Source organism: Vogesella indigofera (genome assembly GCF_028548395.1).
Classification (GTDB): domain Bacteria; phylum Pseudomonadota; class Gammaproteobacteria; order Burkholderiales; family Chromobacteriaceae; genus Vogesella; species Vogesella indigofera_A.
The window spans coordinates 52105-68832 of the sequence record NZ_JAQQLA010000003.1; the positions used below are offsets into that span (position 1 = coordinate 52105).

The following is a 16728-nucleotide window of genomic DNA, read 5'->3' on the forward strand; positions in this document are numbered from 1 at the left end:
TAGAATGCGCTGGTAATGAGAGCCTGCTTGATTGTGTGAGTGCTTAACTTCGGTTTAGGTCATGGCAAAACTGGATTTTTTTTCGTTCGGCGACAAACGCAAATCCCATCCCCTTGATGACGTCAAGTCGGTAACCGAGTGGTACGCCGCAATCCAGCGGGAATTTGCCGCCGGTAGCCATGACCAGATCACCAAGCTGCTGTCGCAGTTCAATCAGGACATCGACAGCCCTGGCGTCGCCACGCTGGAAGCCATCATCGAACTGGACCGGCTGGGGCATGTCCCGCACCAGCAGTTGTGCGCCCAGTATCTGAGTTCCAAGCTGTTGCCGGCCATTGAGCTGCAGCAGCGGGCGCAAATCCTGTCCTATGGCCGCCAGCTGGTGGCCGCCTTCCAGCGCTTCATGAGTTTCGACCCCGAGGGCGAGGAAGCGCCGCAGATCCGGCTGCTGTTGCCGCTGGTGATCGGCAAGATGCTGTTTTATCTCACCGAGAATGCGCTCTGGCATTACTACCGTCATGCCTCGCTGGATGAGGTGATGTGGAGCAACGTCAACCAGCTGTTCCGCTATGCCGAAGAGCAGGCCATCGACGCGGTGCCGTTGCAGCTGTTTCCCGGTGAGGCGACCACGACTATTCATGACCTGTATCTGGCGTTCCTGATGACCTCGCTGCTGAACAGCGGCAACCTGACTTCCCGCCAGATTCACCTCGCCTATCAACTGGCGCTGATGCTATCCAACCGCATGACGCTGTCCCGCGACCTGTCCGGGGAGAGCAGTTTCATCGTCAATATCCAGCATGCGACGCCACCGAGCCGTGCGCACAATGTGCCGCAGCTGCAGGGCATTCGTGTCTGGTCCACCACGGAGCTGGTCGACCAGATCAATGCCTGGCTGGCGGTGTATGACGGCGGTAGTACGCCGCAGGCATTGCGCGAGCGTTTCAGCCGGGGCGTTGATCCGGGCCTGCTGCGCTTTCTGGTGCGCGAGTGGGCGGTCAAGCCGTTCCGCTTCGAGCGGGCGGAGCGAGTGCCGGTGGCCAGCAAGCAGCTGGAGGTTGGCCGCACGCTGAGCGGGGTACACCGGCTGGTACGCGAGTATGAGGAATTCCTGGCGCAGGGCGATCGCCAGGAAAGCCCGTCGGTCAGTGTCGAAGAGGTTGCCGAAATCCGCATCTACGGCTTCCTGACCGGTCGCCGTCGTGAAAAAAGCGTGGCCCAGGACGAGGTGGTCAAGGTTGCCACCGGCACCGAGTTGCAGCTGTGGGATATCGAGAACCAGAGCGACAGCGGCCTGGGGGTGTCCTTGCCGGCGGCGGGTGCGGAGTGGCTGTCGCTGGGGGCGTTGCTGGCGACGCGGGAGGCCGGGCAGCAGGCGTGGAGTCTGAGCATCGTGCGCCGCATCAAGCGCGACGACAAGGAGCGCATGTACCTCGGTTTGCAGCTGCTGAGTTCGCGCCCGGTGGCGGCGTACACCAAGGCGGAGAACGGCCGCAATGCCGATCTGACCCTGCCAGTCGGCATGGTGTGGAATCAGGGCGAGATCGCCTTGTTTGCCTCGGCGATGAAGGGCGGCGTGAAGTGCAACACCCTGCTGATTCCGCTGTTCAGCTACGCGCACGGCAAGAAGCTGCAGATGTTCGCCAAGAACAAGGGCTTTCTGGTGGCGCTGGGGCGGGTGCTGGAGAAGGGTGCCGACTGGTGCCAGGTGGAGATCGAGCTGATCCGGCAGTTGTAGTCGCTGCCGCCAAATAAAAAGCCACGATAAGGATCGTGGCTTTTTTATTGTGTGCGGTGCTGCTTCAGCGCAGGTCTTTCAGTACACCGTAAATGGCGCTCAGACTGGCTTCGCCGAGACGCAGGCTGCGCTGGCCATTCCAGCCGAAGTCGTCATCCGGCAGGTTGTCGTTGTCCTTGAACGGCATTTCCAGGGTGTAGGCCAGGCAGTTGAACTGGTTGCCGACCCAGGCGGTCGCCATCGCAAGGTTGGCCGCACCGGGGGCATCCTTGTCGTAGCCGTGCTCGTCCTGGAAGTCGGGCGATGCCACGCGCAGCTGCTGCTTGAATGCGCTTTCCAGTGCCGCGATGCGCTCGTTGTAGCTAGGCACACCTTCGGTACCGGCGACAAACACGTACGGAATCGCTTCGTCACCGTGGATGTCGAGGAACAGGTCGACGCCGGTTTCCAGCATCTTGTTGCGGACATGAAACACTTCCGGGCTGGTTTCCAGACTCGGATTCAGCCACTCGCGGTTCAGGTTGGCGCCGGCGGCGTTGGTGCGCAGGTTGCCCAGAATGGCGCCGTCCGGATTCATGTTCGGTACCACGTAGAAGGTGGCCCGGTCCAGCAGTGCGCGCGAAGTCGGATCCTGTGTGTCGAGCAGGCGGGTGAGCAGGCCTTCGACAAACCATTCCGCCATCGTTTCACCCGGGTGCTGGCGGGCGATGACCCAGATCTTGAGGTCGGACTCGACCTCGTGGCCGATGGTCAGCAGGTTGATATCGCGCTGCTGCACCGTCGAGCCGAGGTCGGACACCTGGCACAGACCGGAGCTTTGCGCCATGCCGATCAGGTTCAGGTGCTGCTCGTGCGAGTACGGCTCGAAGTAGGCGTAGTAAACGCTGCCGGCCAGCGGGACGTGCTCGATCACCAGCTCGTCGCCGTCCAGATAGGTCGGTACGCGGAACCAGTTGACGCGATCGTAGGACGCCACCGCCTGGTAGTCTTCCCAGCCCTTGGGATAGGCGGTTTCCTTGATGTTAAGGAAACGCAGCTTGCACAGCTCGTAGGCGGCACCCTGCAGCCGGAAGTAAAACCATTGGGCAAAATCGGAGGCATTATCTTTGCGGATGCGAAGCTGAATGTCTTCAAAGTTATTGAGCGCGATAACCTCGATACTGCCGGCGTCGAAATTGCTGCTGATTTTCATGCTGCGGTATGTCCGTCTGTTACTGGTAGCCGGTTATTGTAACGCGTTGCGCTGCCGGCGGCACGCTTGCCGTGGCCGCGCGCGGCGCCATGAAAAAACCTGCCACGGGCTAGCGGTGGCAGGTTGTGCTGGCCATTGCGTCGCAATGGCGTATATCAGGCTGCGGACGAGCGCTTGGCGGCAGTTTTCACGGCGTCCACGGTGGCGCTGTTGGCGGCCTTGACGCTGGAGTCGGCAAACTCGGCAACTTGCTGCGCGGCCTTGGTCATCGAGTTGATCGCGGCGGCGCCGGCGGCGATGCCGGATTTCAGTGCGTTGACGGCGGTTTCGGAACCGACCGGTGCATTCTTGCTCAGCAGGTCGATATTGCTGATCACCGACTTGTTCAGCTCGTTGAAGTTGCTTTCCGCGATCTTGCCCAGTTCGGCCTGGGTTTCGGACACGATGTCGTACACGCTGCGCGAATTGGCGACAGCCTGTTCCAGATTCTGGGTGGCCAGCTTGTTCAGGCGGGTCAGGGCATCCTGTGGTGTTTTCAGGCTGCTCAGTTCGCGGGTCAGCTTGACGTTTTCTTCCAGCGACTGCTTGGACAGCTCGAAATTGAGCTTGACCAGGCGTTCAGTGCTGTCCAGGGAGATTTGTGCGGCGCGGAACAGTGCCTCAAAACCATTCAGGGACAGTTTGCTCAGTTGTTCGGTTGGATTGATCATTTGGGATTCCCTCACTCGCTGTTGATGTAACTCGGTCTGGTCCGGTGTGTCGTCATTGTTGTTGTACTTTTTTTGTCGCATCATACCGGTCTGTTGCGCTGCACAATGACAACTTGATGGTAGCGTAACTTCGAAATCGGCGCCTAGAAGTTTTGCTCTACCGTGTTGCATTTATGATAATGTGGCGCCACACAACAGAAAAATAGGCATGGGAGTGTTACATGAGTGTTGAAAAGCGGGTCATCAAGAAGTACCCCAATCGCCGTTTGTACGATACCGCCACTAGTTCCTACATCACACTGGGCGATGTGAAGCAGCTGGTGCTGGATAATGTGGATATCCAGGTTGTGGACGCGAAAACCCACGACGACATCACGCGTGGCGTGCTGCTGCAGATCATCCTGGAAGAGGAGAACGGCGGCTCGCCGATGTTCAGCTATGAAGTGCTGACCCAGTTCATCCGTTTTTACGGCCAGGCGATGCAGGGCATGATGGGACCGTTCCTGGAGAAGAATCTGCAGCTGTTCACCCAGCTGCAGTCGCGCATGCAGGAGCAGGCCAAGACCATCTACGGCGACAATCCGATGGTGAACGCCAAGATGTGGGGAGACTTCCTCAACTTCCAGGGCCCGGCGATGCAGAACATGATGACTAGCTACCTGGACCAGAGCACCAATATGTTCCTCGACATGCAGAACCGCATGCAGGAACAGGCGCGCACCATGTTCAGCGGCTTCGGCTTCCCGGCCTACCCGCCTAGCCGCGACGACGACAAGAACCCGCCGAAGTAGTTTTTTTCCCGCGCGGTTTTTTCTATAATGTGCAGTTCACAGCCGGACGTTGATGCAACGTCCGGCTTTCTGTATTGAATTTCTTCAAGGTTGTGTCCCATGTCGCACGTTGCACCAAAAGTAGGGTTTATCAGTCTGGGCTGTCCGAAGGCGGCCAGCGATTCCGAGCAGATCCTCACCCGCCTGCGTGCGGAGGGCTATGAAATTTCCGGTACTTACGATGGTGCCGATCTGGTGGTGGTCAACACCTGTGGCTTCATCGATGCTGCAGTGCAGGAGTCGCTGGATGCCATCGGCGAGGCGCTGACCGAGAACGGCAAGGTGATCGTCACCGGCTGTCTCGGCGCCAAGGGCGACGTGATCCGCGACAACCATCCGTCGGTACTGGCCGTCACCGGCCCGCACGCCACCGACGAGGTGATGGGGCACGTGCACAACCACCTGCCGAAGCCGCACGACCCGTTCGTCGACCTGGTGCCGGACATCGGCGTGCGCCTGACGCCGAAGCACTACGCCTACCTGAAGATTTCCGAAGGCTGCAACCATCGCTGCACCTTCTGCATCATCCCGTCGATGCGTGGCGACCTCGACAGCCGCCCGATCCAGAACGTGCTGGCGGAAGCCGAGAACCTGGCGAAGGCCGGCGTCAAGGAACTGCTGATCATCTCGCAGGACACCTCCGCCTACGGCGTCGACGTCAAGTACAAGCTGGGCTTCCACAATGGCCGTCCGGTGAAGATGCGCATGACCGAGCTGTGCGAGGAACTGGGCAAGCACGGCATCTGGGTGCGTCTGCACTATGTCTACCCATATCCGCACGTCGACGAAGTGATCCCGCTGATGCGCGACGGCAAGATCCTGCCGTACTTGGACATCCCGTTCCAGCACGCCAGCCAGAAAATCCTGAAGCTGATGAAGCGTCCGGCCAATAGCGACAATGTGCTCGGCCGCATCAAGAAGTGGCGCGAGATCTGCCCGCAGCTGGTGATCCGCTCCACCTTCATCGTCGGCTTCCCCGGCGAGACCGAGGAGGACTTCGAAGAACTGCTGGCCTTCATCCGCGAGGCACAGCTGGACCGCGTCGGCTGTTTCACCTACTCGCCGGTGGAGGGCGCGGCCGCCAACGAGCTGCCGGACCCGGTGCCGGACGATGTGAAGGAGGAGCGCAAGGAGCGCTTCATGGCGGTACAGGCCGAGATCAGTGCCGCAAGGTTGGCCGCACGCATCGGCCAGCGCCTGCAGGTGCTGGTCGACGAGATCGACGAGGAGGGCACCGCGGTGTGCCGCAGCTACGCCGATGCGCCGGAGATCGACGGCCTGGTGTTCGTCGAGGACGCTGCCGGCCTTGCGGTCGGTGATTTCGTCGAGGTCGAGATCGTCGATGCCAGCGAGCACGACCTGTGGGGCGAACGCGTGTAAACGCCACCCGATGATGGACAACGCGGCGCAAGGTGCAGACCTTGCGCCGCTTTTTCATTCCTGCTCAGTTTTTTTGAACATGGCCTGCAGATTTTTGTGCTTTTTTATCGAATGGCCGGTTTGTATAGTGTTCCCATCAACCCCTGACCAGGAGCCACCCCATGACCGACCCGCAATGGCAATCACGAACCGTCGAACAGCAAGTCAGCGGCATGCCGACTTCGGACGGTGCCGGCGTCAAGCTGACGCGCGTACTGACGCAGAACCTGCAGCGGCGGCTGGATCCGTTTCTGATGCTGGATGAATTCCGCTCCGACAATCCGGGCGACTACATCGCCGGCTTTCCGTCGCATCCTCACCGTGGCTTCGAGACGGTGACCTACATGCTGGCCGGGCGCATGCGCCACCGCGATAGCGGCAACAACGAAGGCCTGCTCGGGCCGGGTGGCGTGCAGTGGATGACCGCCGGCCGCGGGGTGATCCACTCCGAGATGCCGGAACAGGAGGATGGGCTGATGCACGGTTTCCAGCTGTGGATCAACCTGCCGGCGGCGCGCAAGATGATCCCGGCCGCCTATCGCGACATTCCGGCGGCGGAGATTCCGCTACTGCAGGAGGCGGACGGCGTGGCGGTGAAGGTGATCGCGGGCCAATACCGCGCGCAGGCGGGGGCGATCCGGCAGCCGGATACCGAGCCGCTGTATCTCGACCTGCAACTGCCGGCGGGCGGCACGCGCGACATCGACATCGCCGCCGGCCACAACGCCTTTGTCTACGTCTACCACGGCAGCGTCAGCATCGGGGGCGTCAGCGTGCCGCAGCAGCGCATGGCGATACTCGGCAACAGTGGCGACGGTGTGCGCCTGCACAGCGACGATGGGGCCAGCGTGCTGGTATTGTCCGGGCAGCCGCTGCGTGAGCCGATCGCCCAGTACGGCCCGTTCGTGATGAACACGCGCGCCGAGCTGGAGCAGGCATTTGCCGACTACCAGCAGGGCCGTTTGGCCTGATGCCGCACAAGGTTGGCCGCAGGCGATGCGGCCAACCTTTTTCATTCGCAAGCTTTTTTCCATTCGATTGACGCGGAGATTTCCCCATGAGTGCCATCAGCCAGCGTATTGAACCGCGCCAGCAGGACATCGGCTTTGTCGTGCGGCGCCTGTTGCCGGTGCGCGGTATGCGCAGTGTCGGACCGTTCGTATTCCTCGATCACATGGGGCCGGCGTATTTCGTCGCCGCCGGCACCGCTGGCGACGTGCGCCCGCATCCGCACATTGGTCTTGCCACCGTGACCTACCTCAGCCAGGGCGCGATGATGCATCGCGACAGCCTGGGCACGGTGCAGCGCATCGAGCCGGGTGCCATCAACCTGATGGTGGCCGGGCGCGGCATCGTCCATTCCGAGCGCATTCCGGCCGACATCCGTGCCGCCAACGTGGCGGTGGAGGGGTTGCAGATGTGGCTGGCGCTGCCGCTGGCGCAGGAGCGCTGTGCACCGGCGTTCTATCACTACCCGGCAGAGGTGTTGCCGCAGCATGACTTCGAACGCGGCAGCGTGCAGCTGCTGATCGGCACCGCCTTCGGCATGGTGTCGCCGGTGAAAACCTTTGCCCCGACGCTGTATGCCGCCTGGCAGTTGCAGGGCGGCGGCGTGCTGTCGCTGCCGCAGGACGTGGCCGAGCGTGCGCTGTACCTGATCGAGGGCGAGGTGCAGGTTGACGGTGAAGTCATCCGCGCTGGCGAATTGGTGATATTGTCCGACAGCGCGCGCGAGTTGCGCGCCAGCGCCTGCGTGCAGGGCGTGATCTTTGGCGGCGCAGCGCTGGACGGGCCGCGCTATCTGGACTGGAACTTCGTGGCCAGTGACAAGTCTCTGCTGGCGGCGGCGCGGGACGATTGGCAGGCCGGCCGCTTTGCCATGGTACCCGGCGAGAGCGAGTTCATCCCGCTGCCGGCGTGAGTGGCGGGGCGGGACGGCGGATCAGGCCTTTGTCATGACTGGGCGGGTTTTTGCGTGAAGGAATAACCCTGCTTGTGGTAAGATTATTTCCTATTAATCATTATCAAATGACGGTGTTCAGTATAAATAGTTACTGCATTGTCTAACGAATGTCTGGAGCTGATTGCGTGTCGTTTTCCCGGTCCGTCGAGTCTATCCTGTCACGCCAGGTACTGAGCTGCCTGCCCACCGCCACGGTGAGCGAGGCGGCTTTTGCCATGTGCCGCGAACGCTGTGGCGCCATCATCGTGATGGACGAAGGCGGGCAGCCGGTCGGGGTGTGGACCGAGAGTGACGCGGTACGGCTGGACCTGCAGCAGCCGGGCGTGGCCGCAACGCCGGTGGCAGCGGTGATGTCATCACCGGTGCGCACCATTCCCGCCAATGCCACCATCCAGGAAGTCACCGCGCTGCTGCACAAGCAGCGCATGCGCCATCTGGTGGTGACCGAGCCGGGCGGCGACCGCGTGATGGGTGTGGTGTCGACCACCGACATCGTCATCAATCAGGAAGCCGAGTTCTTCCTACGCCTGAAGCGGCTGGATGCGATGGTGCATGTGCCGCTGGCCACCATCGCCGCCACCGCCGATATCGGGGCCGCCACCCAGCTGATGCGCGAGCACAAGGCCGAGGCGCTGGGCGTGACCTACGCCGACGGCAGCTGGGGCATCCTCACCCAGCGCGACATGTTGCAGCACCTGGCGCAACCGCGCGGCGGCCTGACGGTGGCCGATCTTGCCAGCCATCCGCTGCGCACGGTGCCGGTGCACATGACGCTGCTGGCCGCGCGCAAGGTGCTGCTGGAGCACCAGCTGCGCCATCTCGGCGTCACCGACGGCAGCGGGCAGTTGCTGACCATCATCGGCATGTCCGACATCCTCGCCACCATCGAGCAGGAATTCCTCGCCGAGCTGCATCACGCACTGCGCGAGCGAGACGAGGCGCTGCTGCGCTCGCGGCAGAGCCTGCTGATGGCGGACAAGGTGTTCGAGTCGACGATGGAGGGCATCGTCATCACCGACAGCAAGGGGCTGATCCAGTCGGTCAACCCGGCGTTTTCCCGTATCACCGGCTACTCGCGCGACGAGGCGATCGGCCATACCCCGGCCTTGCTCAAGTCCGGGCGCCAGTCGGCGGACTTCTACGAGCACATGTGGCGGCAGCTGAAAAGCGACGGTTTCTGGCAGGGCGAGGTGATCAACCGCCGCAAGAACGGCCTGCTCTATACCGAACATCTGACCATCACCGCCATCGGCGACGATCAGGGCGTGACCCAGCACTACGTCGCGGTGTTTGCCGACATCACCCAGCGCAAGCAGGCGGAGGAGCGGCTGCATTTCCTCGCCAACCACGATGCGCTGACCGGGCTGCCCAACCGCACCCTATTTGCGGAAAAGCTGCAGGCGGCGGTGGAGCAGGCGCGTGAGCAGCAGCAGCGCTTTGCGCTGATGTTCATCGATCTGGATCGTTTCAAGCTGATCAACGACACGCTGGGGCACCAGGCCGGTGACGAATTGCTGGTCAAAATCTCGCAGCGGCTGCAGGAAGAGGCGCCGGGCAGCAGCACTGTGGCGCGCCTGGCCGGTGACGAGTTCACCATCCTGCTGCCCAATACCGGCAGCCTGACCACGCTGGCCAGCATGGCGCAGGACATGCTGGACAGCATTACCGGCGAGCTGGTGCTGGGCGGCAACAGCAAGGTGTTTGTTTCCGCCAGCCTCGGCATCGCGGTGTTTCCCGATGACGGCCGCACCGCCGACAGCCTGCTGGTTAATGCCGATGCCGCGATGTACCGCGCCAAGAACCGCGGCAAGAATACCTTCCAGTTCTACACTGCCGACATGAATGCCAGCGCCATGGCGCGGCTGAAGCTGGAGTACAGCCTGCACCGCGCGCTGATCAAGGACGAGTTCCAGGTCTGGTACCAGCCCAAGGTCGATCTTGCCAGTGGCGCGCTGGTAGGCATGGAGGCGCTGATCCGCTGGCAGCATCCGGAAATGGGCTTTGTGCCGCCGGTGGAGTTCATTCCGGTGGCGGAGGAGTGCGCGCTGATCGTGCCGATCGGCGCCTGGGTGCTGCAGGAAGCCTGTCGTCAGACCAAGCTGTGGGCCGACCGTTGCGGCTTTGGCGGCCGGGTGGCGGTCAACCTGTCCGGGCGCCAGATCAAGTTCGGTAACATCGTGGAAACGGTGGCGCAGGTGCTGCAGCAGACCGGCCTGCCGCCCTCGCAGCTGGAGCTGGAGATCACCGAGAGCACGGCGATGGACAGCGACGGCGAGGTGATGAAGGCACTGGAAGGGCTGCGCGCGATGGGCATCACGCTGGCGATCGACGATTTTGGTACCGGCTATTCCTCGCTGGCCTACCTCAAGCGCCTGCCGGTGCAGGTGCTGAAGATCGACCGCTCCTTCATCAAGGACCTGGATCGTGACAAGGACGATGCCGCCATCGCCTCGGCGGTGATTTCGCTGGGCCGCAGCCTGGGCTTGTCCATTGTGGCCGAGGGCGTGGAAACGCCGGCCCACCGCGCGTTCCTGATCGGCCAGGGTTGTCATCAGGCGCAGGGCTACCTGTTCGGCAAGCCGCAAACCGCCGCCGATTTCCAGCACCTGCTGTGCTAGCCGTTCCCAGCTAGGGCCGGACGCCAAAAAGCCGACGCGATGCGTCGGCTTTTTGCTGCAAGGTTGGCCGCAGGCGTTGCGGCCAACCTTGTGCTCGGCGTCAGCCGCCGATCTTGTCCTTGCCGCCCATGTACGGGCGCAGTACCGCCGGGATAGTGACCGAACCGTCGGCGTTCTGGTAGTTCTCCAGCACCGCCACCAGCGTGCGGCCCACCGCCAGGCCGGAGCCGTTCAGGGTGTGCACGTAGCGGTTCTTGCCGTCGGCGTCCTTGAAGCGCGCCATCATGCGCCGCGCCTGGAAGTCGCCCATATTGGAGCAGGAGCTGATCTCGCGGTAGGTGTTCTGCGCCGGCAGCCACACTTCCAGGTCGTAGGTCTTGTGCGAGCCGAAGCCCATGTCGCCGCTGCACAGCGTCACCACGCGGTACGGCAGCTCCAGCGCCTGCAGGATCACCTCGGCGTGGCCGACCATCTCTTCCAGCGCGGCGAAGGAATGATCCGGATGCGCGATCTGCACCATTTCCACCTTGTCGAACTGGTGCTGGCGGATCAGGCCGCGGGTGTCGCGGCCGTAGGCGCCGGCTTCGGAGCGGAAGCACGGCGAGTGGGCGGTGAACTTCAGTGGCAGCTCGTCGTGCTTCAGCACCGACTCGCGCACCATATTGGTCATGGTGATTTCCGAGGTGGAAATCAGGTACTGCGCCTGGGCCGCCGCTTCGCCGCCACGCTCGACGCGGAACATGTCCTCGGCGAATTTCGGCAGCTGGCCGGTGCCGTACAGCACGTCGCTGTTGACGATGTACGGGGTGTAGGTCTCGCTGTAGCCGTGCTTGTCGGTGTGGGTGTTCAGCATGAACTGCGCCAGTGCACGGTGCAGCTGCGCGATCTGGCCGCGCAGCACGGTAAAGCGGGCGCCGGACAGCTTGGCGCCGGTCTCGAAATCGAGGCCCAGCGGGCTGCCGACATCGACGTGATCCTTGACTTCAAAGTCGAACTCGCGCGGCGTGCCCCAGCGGCGGGCTTCCACGTTGCCGCTCTCGTCACTGCCGGCCGGCACCGATTCGTGCGGCAGGTTGGGGATGGTCAGCAGCCAGTTGTCGATGTGGTTCTGCACGGCGGCGAAGGCTTCTTCGGCGGCTTTCAGCTCGTCACCCAGCGACGCGACCTGCGCCATGATGGCAGACACGTCCTCGCCGTTCTTTTTGGCGATGCCGATCTGTTTCGAGCTGCTGTTGCGCTGCGATTGCAGTTCCTGCATGCGGGTTTGCAGGGACTTGCGCTCTGCCTCCAGTTTATTGAAGGCATCGGTTTCCAGGGTGTAGCCACGGCTGGCCAGACGGGCCGCCACTTCATCGATATTGCTGCGCAGCAGTTGAATATCCAGCATTGTTTTCAGTCCTGTATTTCTGTCTCGGGTAGGGTGTGGCCGGCAACACGGCACGGGCGGGCCTCGCTCGCGGCCGCGGTTGCGCCCGCCGGCACAAAGTTTCCCCGCAAGTTTACCGGCTGCAGGGGGCAGTTGTCCCGTTTTGCCGTGCCGTCGCCGCGTAGCTGGTGGTCGAAAAAGCGGCCGCACAGCAGCTAACTGCATGGATTGCCTTGCTATTGTTTGCTGCATATGCCGTAAAGATTAAAGTAACATGCAAACGTTATGTAATACTTGTAACGGATATTAATTATTGATTTTGAATGTCAGGGGGAAATACGTGTCCAGAACTCATGTTATGGCGCTGTGCCTTGCGGCAGCGGTGGTGGCGACCGGTTGCGCGCTACCGAAAGCGAATCAGGGGGTGTCTGTCAGCCAGACCACGCGGGGTGTCGAAATCCGCTCTTCCGATTCCATCCTGTTTGACTCCGGCCAGTATGAAGTGAAGACCTCGGCGCGACCGTTCCTCAACCAGGTGGCCGGCCTGCTGACCTCGCGAACCAAGAGCAATGTACTGATCGAGGGTCATACCGACAGCGTCGGTGGCCGCGACTTCAACCAGGATCTGTCCGAGCTGCGCGCCTTGTCGGTGATGAAGGCGCTGGTCGATCGTGGCGTGCCCAAGACACGCATCAAGGCGCTGGGCTACGGCATGAGCCGGCCGCTGGCGGACAACGCGACCGAAGCCGGCCGCCAGATAAACCGCCGCACCGACATCATCATTCTCGGTGAGCGGCAGGAGAACCTGGGGCAGGATCCGTTCAAGGGCATGATCGACAGCGTGGTCAGCTTCGGCAAGGGCCTGTTCAAGTAATTCAACGCAACGGCACTCGCCGGCGAGTGCCGTTTTCATTTTGCAAAGTAAGGAATGTTCATGGCTGATTGCCCCGCCTGCCACGCCGTCAATCGCGACAGTGCGCGTTTTTGTCTGAATTGCGGTCACGCGCTGCAGGCTGTACCGGCCACGCCGCCAGCGGCGCCGCCGGTCAGCGACAGTTGTGCCTGCCCGGCCTGCGGCGAGGAAAACCGTATCGGTCGCAAGTTCTGCAAACACTGCGGCAGTGCCATGTTGGCCGCAACGGATGCCGCCCCGGTGCTTGCTGCACCGCCAGCTGCGCCAGTTGTCTCGGCCATTGTGGTGGCGGCTGCCGATGCGCCAGCCAGTGCCGCCGCCGAAGAGGCCGCGGCCATCTTGCCGCTTGAGTCTGCTGTCGCGGTGGTCCGCGACGAGGACGGGGCACGGATGGAAGAGGAGGGACCCCAGGCAGTGCTGGCCAGCACCGAATCGGCGCCACTTGTTACGGTGGCGCTCGCATCGGACGCGGAGTGTGTGGCCGTCGCGACCATCGCCGGCAGCGAGCCGCTGGCACCAGTCGTTGCCGCTGAAGCAGAGCTGGACAGTGACGCCGCGCCAGTGGTGCTTGCCGTGCCGGTCGCCGGCAACGAGCAGTCTTTGCTGGAAACAGCAGTGGTCGTTACCGAGGCCATTGTGCAGCGTGCACCGGAGCCGGTGTGTGTGACCGCGGCTGTGCCCGAAGCACTGGCCATGCCGCCGTCTGTGGTGATGGCTGCGGAAAGTACTGTTGGCGTGGCCTCGGTCGCGGTGAGCACCAGCCAGTGGCAGGCACCCGTAGCCGCACCTGACTCTGTGGCATTGGCCTCCACGGTTAGCGAGAGCGTGGCGTCGCCTGCCCGTACGCCATCCCCGGCTGCTGTCAGCGCTGTTGCGCTGTTTGCCGAGCCGGCGGCGGCAGGGACGTCGCAGGTGTCCGCGGCTATCGATTCCGCAGTGATAACTTTGGCGGCAGGCGCGGTCACAACGGCGATACCGGCCGAGGCACCCGCCACGGCACGGCCTGTGGCACAACCGGCGCCAACACCGGCGGAGGCGCCCGAAGTGCAGCCTCGTGTCGTGCCAGCGCTGACCGCAGCCACGTTTGCGCCGGTCGTCACCGATAGCCGAAACGACACATTGCCGATACCTCTAAGCGCTGTATCGGAGGCGGCGGCCAATCCTAATAGCGTCGTTGCGGCCAACGTTGCGACGACCGTGGTGCCGACGGTGCGGCCGTGGTGGCACTGGGCGCTTGGCGCCCTGCTGCTGGGCATGACGGCGGCCGCGGTGATGCTGAGCGGCGTGTTCAGCAGCGGCGCTCAGCCGGCGGCGGCGACCGCGACCGCGTCGGAGCCGGCTGCAATTGCCTTGCAACCGGGCACCGGCCCGTTGCAGGAGCAGACCACGGTGCCGGCCGGCAGCAGTGCGGCGGCGGCGGTGGCGCCGGTAGTGACGCCGACGGTCGCGGCTCCGCCGGTGGTGAATGCGGCATCGGAGCCGACTCCCGCACCCGCTCCGGCGAACGATGAACTGGTGGTGCCCCAGCCGATGCCGGAGATCAAGCCGGCGACCAAGCCTGCCGCAGTAGCGCCGGCCGCCAAGACACCGCCGAAGAGCGAGGCGAAAGCCAGCAGCCAGCACGATGAAATCCGGCGCAAGAAAGAAGAACTGAAACGACAACTGGGCCTGCAATAAGCCGCTCACTGCCATAACTGGAGAATGATCCTGATGAAAATGTCGCAGCAACTTAAAAATACCGGCTCGCTGCTGGATGCTACCGAGGCGTTGGGCAACTGGCGGGCACTGACGCTGTTTGCGGCCAGCCTGCTGGGGGCGGCGCTGGTGTTCGGCGTGTTGGCCATGACCCAAAGCGCTTTCGGTCTGTTCCTGGGGGCGCTGCTGTCGTGGCTGGTGGCGTTTTACGGCGTCAACGCGGTCGGCATCATGCTGATGGATGCCAGTCGCAACGGGCAGTCGCGCAAGATGGCGGCGGCGGTGATGGCGTCGTTGTTCAGTAGCCATCGCCTGCTGCTGGTCGGGCTGGTGGCGCTGGCTGGCATGCTGCTGCTGTTGCTGCTGGTCGCCATCGTGCTGCTACTGTGCAAGATTCCGCTGCTGGGGCCGCTGCTGTTCACCTTTGCGCTGCCGCTGACCGCCTTGCTGCTGGGTTTTGCCTTTTTCGCGCTGGCCTACGTGTTCTACCCACTGGCGGCGTCGGCGGTGTGGAGCGGCGCCTCGGTGCGTGAAACGCTGGTCAATCTGCTGGCAATCGCACGCCAGCGTCTGGTGTCGGTGGTGGTGAAGGAGCTGGTGCTGGCACTGGTGGTGCTGGTGTCGGCCGGCATTATCGGCGGCATCGTGTTTTCCGGGCTGGGCATGGTGATGAGCATGTCGGCCGGCATTCTGGGCGGCATCGATGGCCTGGGCATGCAGTCGATGGCGATGATGGCGATGGGCGGCATGGGTGAGGGCGGTGGCTATGTGATCGCCGGCGGGCTGGGTTCCTCGCTGCTGCTGGCGGCGGCGATGATCGTTCCGGGGCTGATCGCGTTGCAGGGCTGCTGCCAGATCTACCTGTCGTCGATTGACGGACTGGATGTCAGCGCTACCGAGCAGGAACTGGCGCGTCGCCAGCAACAGCTGGAGCAGAAGACGCAGCAGATCAAGCAGAAGATCGAGGAGCAAAAACAGCAACTGGCGACCGCGACACCGGCACCGGCTGCCGCCACCAATACCGCCATGGCTCTGCTGCATTGCCCGCACTGCAAGGCGCTGCTAGAAGACGCCGACGACCGCTTCTGCGGCGAGTGCGGCAAACCGGTAAAGGACGACTGATGAGCCGCTTCTGCACCCAGTGCGGCACGGTCAACGAAACCGATGCCCGTTTTTGCGACGCCTGCGGCAAGCCGCTGAAGCCAAGAACGCCAGTGCCGGCGGCGACACCATCCGCTAGCGCGGCGATGGAACTTGACACGCCGCTAACGCTGGCGTTGCCGGCCCGCCGCCTGCCGTGGCCATGGCTGGGTGGCGGCATCGCGCTGTTGCTGCTGCTGGCCGCGGCGGCCTGGTACTGGCTGCAGCCGCAAGAACCGTCCAAGGACGTGTTCATGGCGGCGATCAACCAGCATCTGTCTCAGCACGACGCCGATTACCGGCGCAAGGTGTGTCTGCGCAATCTGCCATATGGCAAGCAGTCGCTGGTGACCAGCCCGTTCGATCAGGCAAGCAACGCCTGGCTCGGCGAGCTGGTCAAGGCCGGCCTGTATGCCGCGCCGCAAAAGATCAGCAACGGCTTCTTTGGCGAGCAGCTGGAATACCAGCAGACCGATCTGGCGCGGACGGCGGTGGTGGACGGTCGCCTGTGTGTCGGTAGCGGCATCGAGGCGGTGACGGTGACGCAGTGGTCGCCGCCGCAGACGATGGGCGAGTTGCTGGTGTCGCAGGTGCACTATGACTTCCAGCCGCGACAGCCGGTGGCGTGGCTGACGCCGGCCATCCGCCGCGAGCTGTTTGGCGAGGCGGGCAAGGGCGAGGCGCGCATCATGCTGCTGCGCAAGGATGGTCGCTGGCAGGTGGCCGACGATGGCGAGCGCCAGGCGCTGGAGGCGGCGGTATTCATGCAGGCACTGGCCAAGGAAGGCATCGAGCGTGCTGGCGAGCAGGCTAGCACCGGCCTGAAGGCGTGGCTGGGCCGCCTGTTCGGCCCGGCGGAGCCGTCGGCGGACGACATCTGGCAGGCGTTGCTGGACTATTCGCCGTTGCTGGCCGGCCAGCAGCAGGGCTACGCCAAGCAGGACTGCACCGCGCTGGCGCAGCAGCCGGAAACCTTCAGCTGCCGCATCCGTGTTGGCGGCAGCAGCGAGCGGGTGCTGCTGTCGAAGAACGGTGACGGCGGCTGGCAGCTGCGCCTGCCGTAAACCGTCAGCGGGGCCATCACCCGATGGCTGGCCAGCCAAACAGCAAAGCGCCGCGTTTCAGTGTTGAAACGCGGCGCTTT

General features: G+C 63.2%; 13 protein-coding genes. 10 read left to right on the plus strand and 3 right to left on the minus strand.

Translation table 11 applies throughout. The features are described 5' to 3' along the window. Positions 1 to 61: 61 nt before the first annotated feature. A complete protein-coding gene (locus tag PQU89_RS02270) occupies positions 62 to 1738 on the plus strand; it encodes a cyclic-di-GMP receptor FimW-related protein (RefSeq protein WP_272764425.1) in 1677 nt (558 codons plus the stop codon). A gap of 64 nt (positions 1739 to 1802) precedes the next feature. Here PQU89_RS02270 and PQU89_RS02275 read toward each other — a convergent pair whose 3' ends face one another. Continuing rightward, positions 1803 to 2930, minus strand: coding sequence for a M14 family metallopeptidase (locus tag PQU89_RS02275; protein ID WP_272764426.1), 1128 nt, complete (start codon positions 2928 to 2930; stop codon positions 1803 to 1805). A 155-nt stretch (positions 2931 to 3085) separates the two neighbouring features. Then, entirely contained in the window at positions 3086 to 3640 is a 555-nt protein-coding gene (locus PQU89_RS02280) for a phasin family protein (RefSeq protein WP_272764427.1), read from the minus strand. Between the two features lie 221 nt (positions 3641 to 3861). On the opposite strand from PQU89_RS02280, the gene phaR reads away from it, so the two are divergent. The 5 genes from phaR to PQU89_RS02305 all read left to right on the plus strand — a co-directional run bounded on the left by phaR (position 3862) and on the right by PQU89_RS02305 (position 10470). After that, positions 3862 to 4431 (plus strand): polyhydroxyalkanoate synthesis repressor PhaR, encoded by a 570-nt coding sequence (gene phaR / locus PQU89_RS02285; protein WP_047967434.1) that lies wholly within the window; start codon positions 3862 to 3864, stop codon positions 4429 to 4431. 99 nt (positions 4432 to 4530) lie between these two features. Further along, the gene (rimO, locus tag PQU89_RS02290; protein ID WP_272764428.1) at positions 4531 to 5850 is read left to right on the plus strand and encodes a 30S ribosomal protein S12 methylthiotransferase RimO; all 1320 of its coding nucleotides are present in this window, start codon (positions 4531 to 4533) and stop codon (positions 5848 to 5850) included. A gap of 161 nt (positions 5851 to 6011) precedes the next feature. Continuing rightward, positions 6012 to 6860 (plus strand): pirin family protein, encoded by an 849-nt coding sequence (locus PQU89_RS02295; protein ID WP_272764429.1) that lies wholly within the window; start codon positions 6012 to 6014, stop codon positions 6858 to 6860. Between the two features lie 86 nt (positions 6861 to 6946). Beyond that, positions 6947 to 7810: a pirin family protein gene (locus PQU89_RS02300; RefSeq protein WP_272764430.1), complete on the plus strand. Its 864-nt coding sequence runs from the start codon at positions 6947 to 6949 to the stop codon at positions 7808 to 7810. Between the two features lie 167 nt (positions 7811 to 7977). After that, entirely contained in the window at positions 7978 to 10470 is a 2493-nt protein-coding gene (locus PQU89_RS02305) for an EAL domain-containing protein (protein ID WP_373322774.1), read from the plus strand. A 100-nt stretch (positions 10471 to 10570) separates the two neighbouring features. Here PQU89_RS02305 and serS read toward each other — a convergent pair whose 3' ends face one another. Then, positions 10571 to 11857 carry a serine--tRNA ligase gene (gene serS, locus PQU89_RS02310; RefSeq protein WP_272764432.1) on the minus strand — a complete coding sequence of 429 codons (1287 nt, stop codon included), beginning with the start codon at positions 11855 to 11857 and terminating at the stop codon, positions 10571 to 10573. A gap of 337 nt (positions 11858 to 12194) precedes the next feature. Between serS and PQU89_RS02315 the strand changes: the two genes are divergently transcribed. From PQU89_RS02315 to PQU89_RS02330, 4 genes are read left to right on the plus strand one after another with little or no spacing between them, the layout of a single operon-like run. After that, positions 12195 to 12710 (plus strand): OmpA family protein, encoded by a 516-nt coding sequence (locus PQU89_RS02315; RefSeq protein WP_272764433.1) that lies wholly within the window; start codon positions 12195 to 12197, stop codon positions 12708 to 12710. A 60-nt stretch (positions 12711 to 12770) separates the two neighbouring features. Continuing rightward, complete coding sequence (locus tag PQU89_RS02320; protein WP_272764434.1) at positions 12771 to 14426, plus strand: zinc-ribbon domain-containing protein; 1656 nt, start codon at positions 12771 to 12773, stop codon at positions 14424 to 14426. A gap of 24 nt (positions 14427 to 14450) precedes the next feature. Then, entirely contained in the window at positions 14451 to 15566 is a 1116-nt protein-coding gene (locus tag PQU89_RS02325; protein ID WP_272764435.1) for a zinc ribbon domain-containing protein, read from the plus strand. Beyond that, the gene (locus PQU89_RS02330) at positions 15566 to 16648 is read left to right on the plus strand and encodes a zinc ribbon domain-containing protein (RefSeq protein WP_272764436.1); all 1083 of its coding nucleotides are present in this window, start codon (positions 15566 to 15568) and stop codon (positions 16646 to 16648) included. The genes PQU89_RS02325 and PQU89_RS02330 overlap by 1 nt, the downstream gene beginning before the upstream one ends. Positions 16649 to 16728 lie beyond the last annotated feature (80 nt).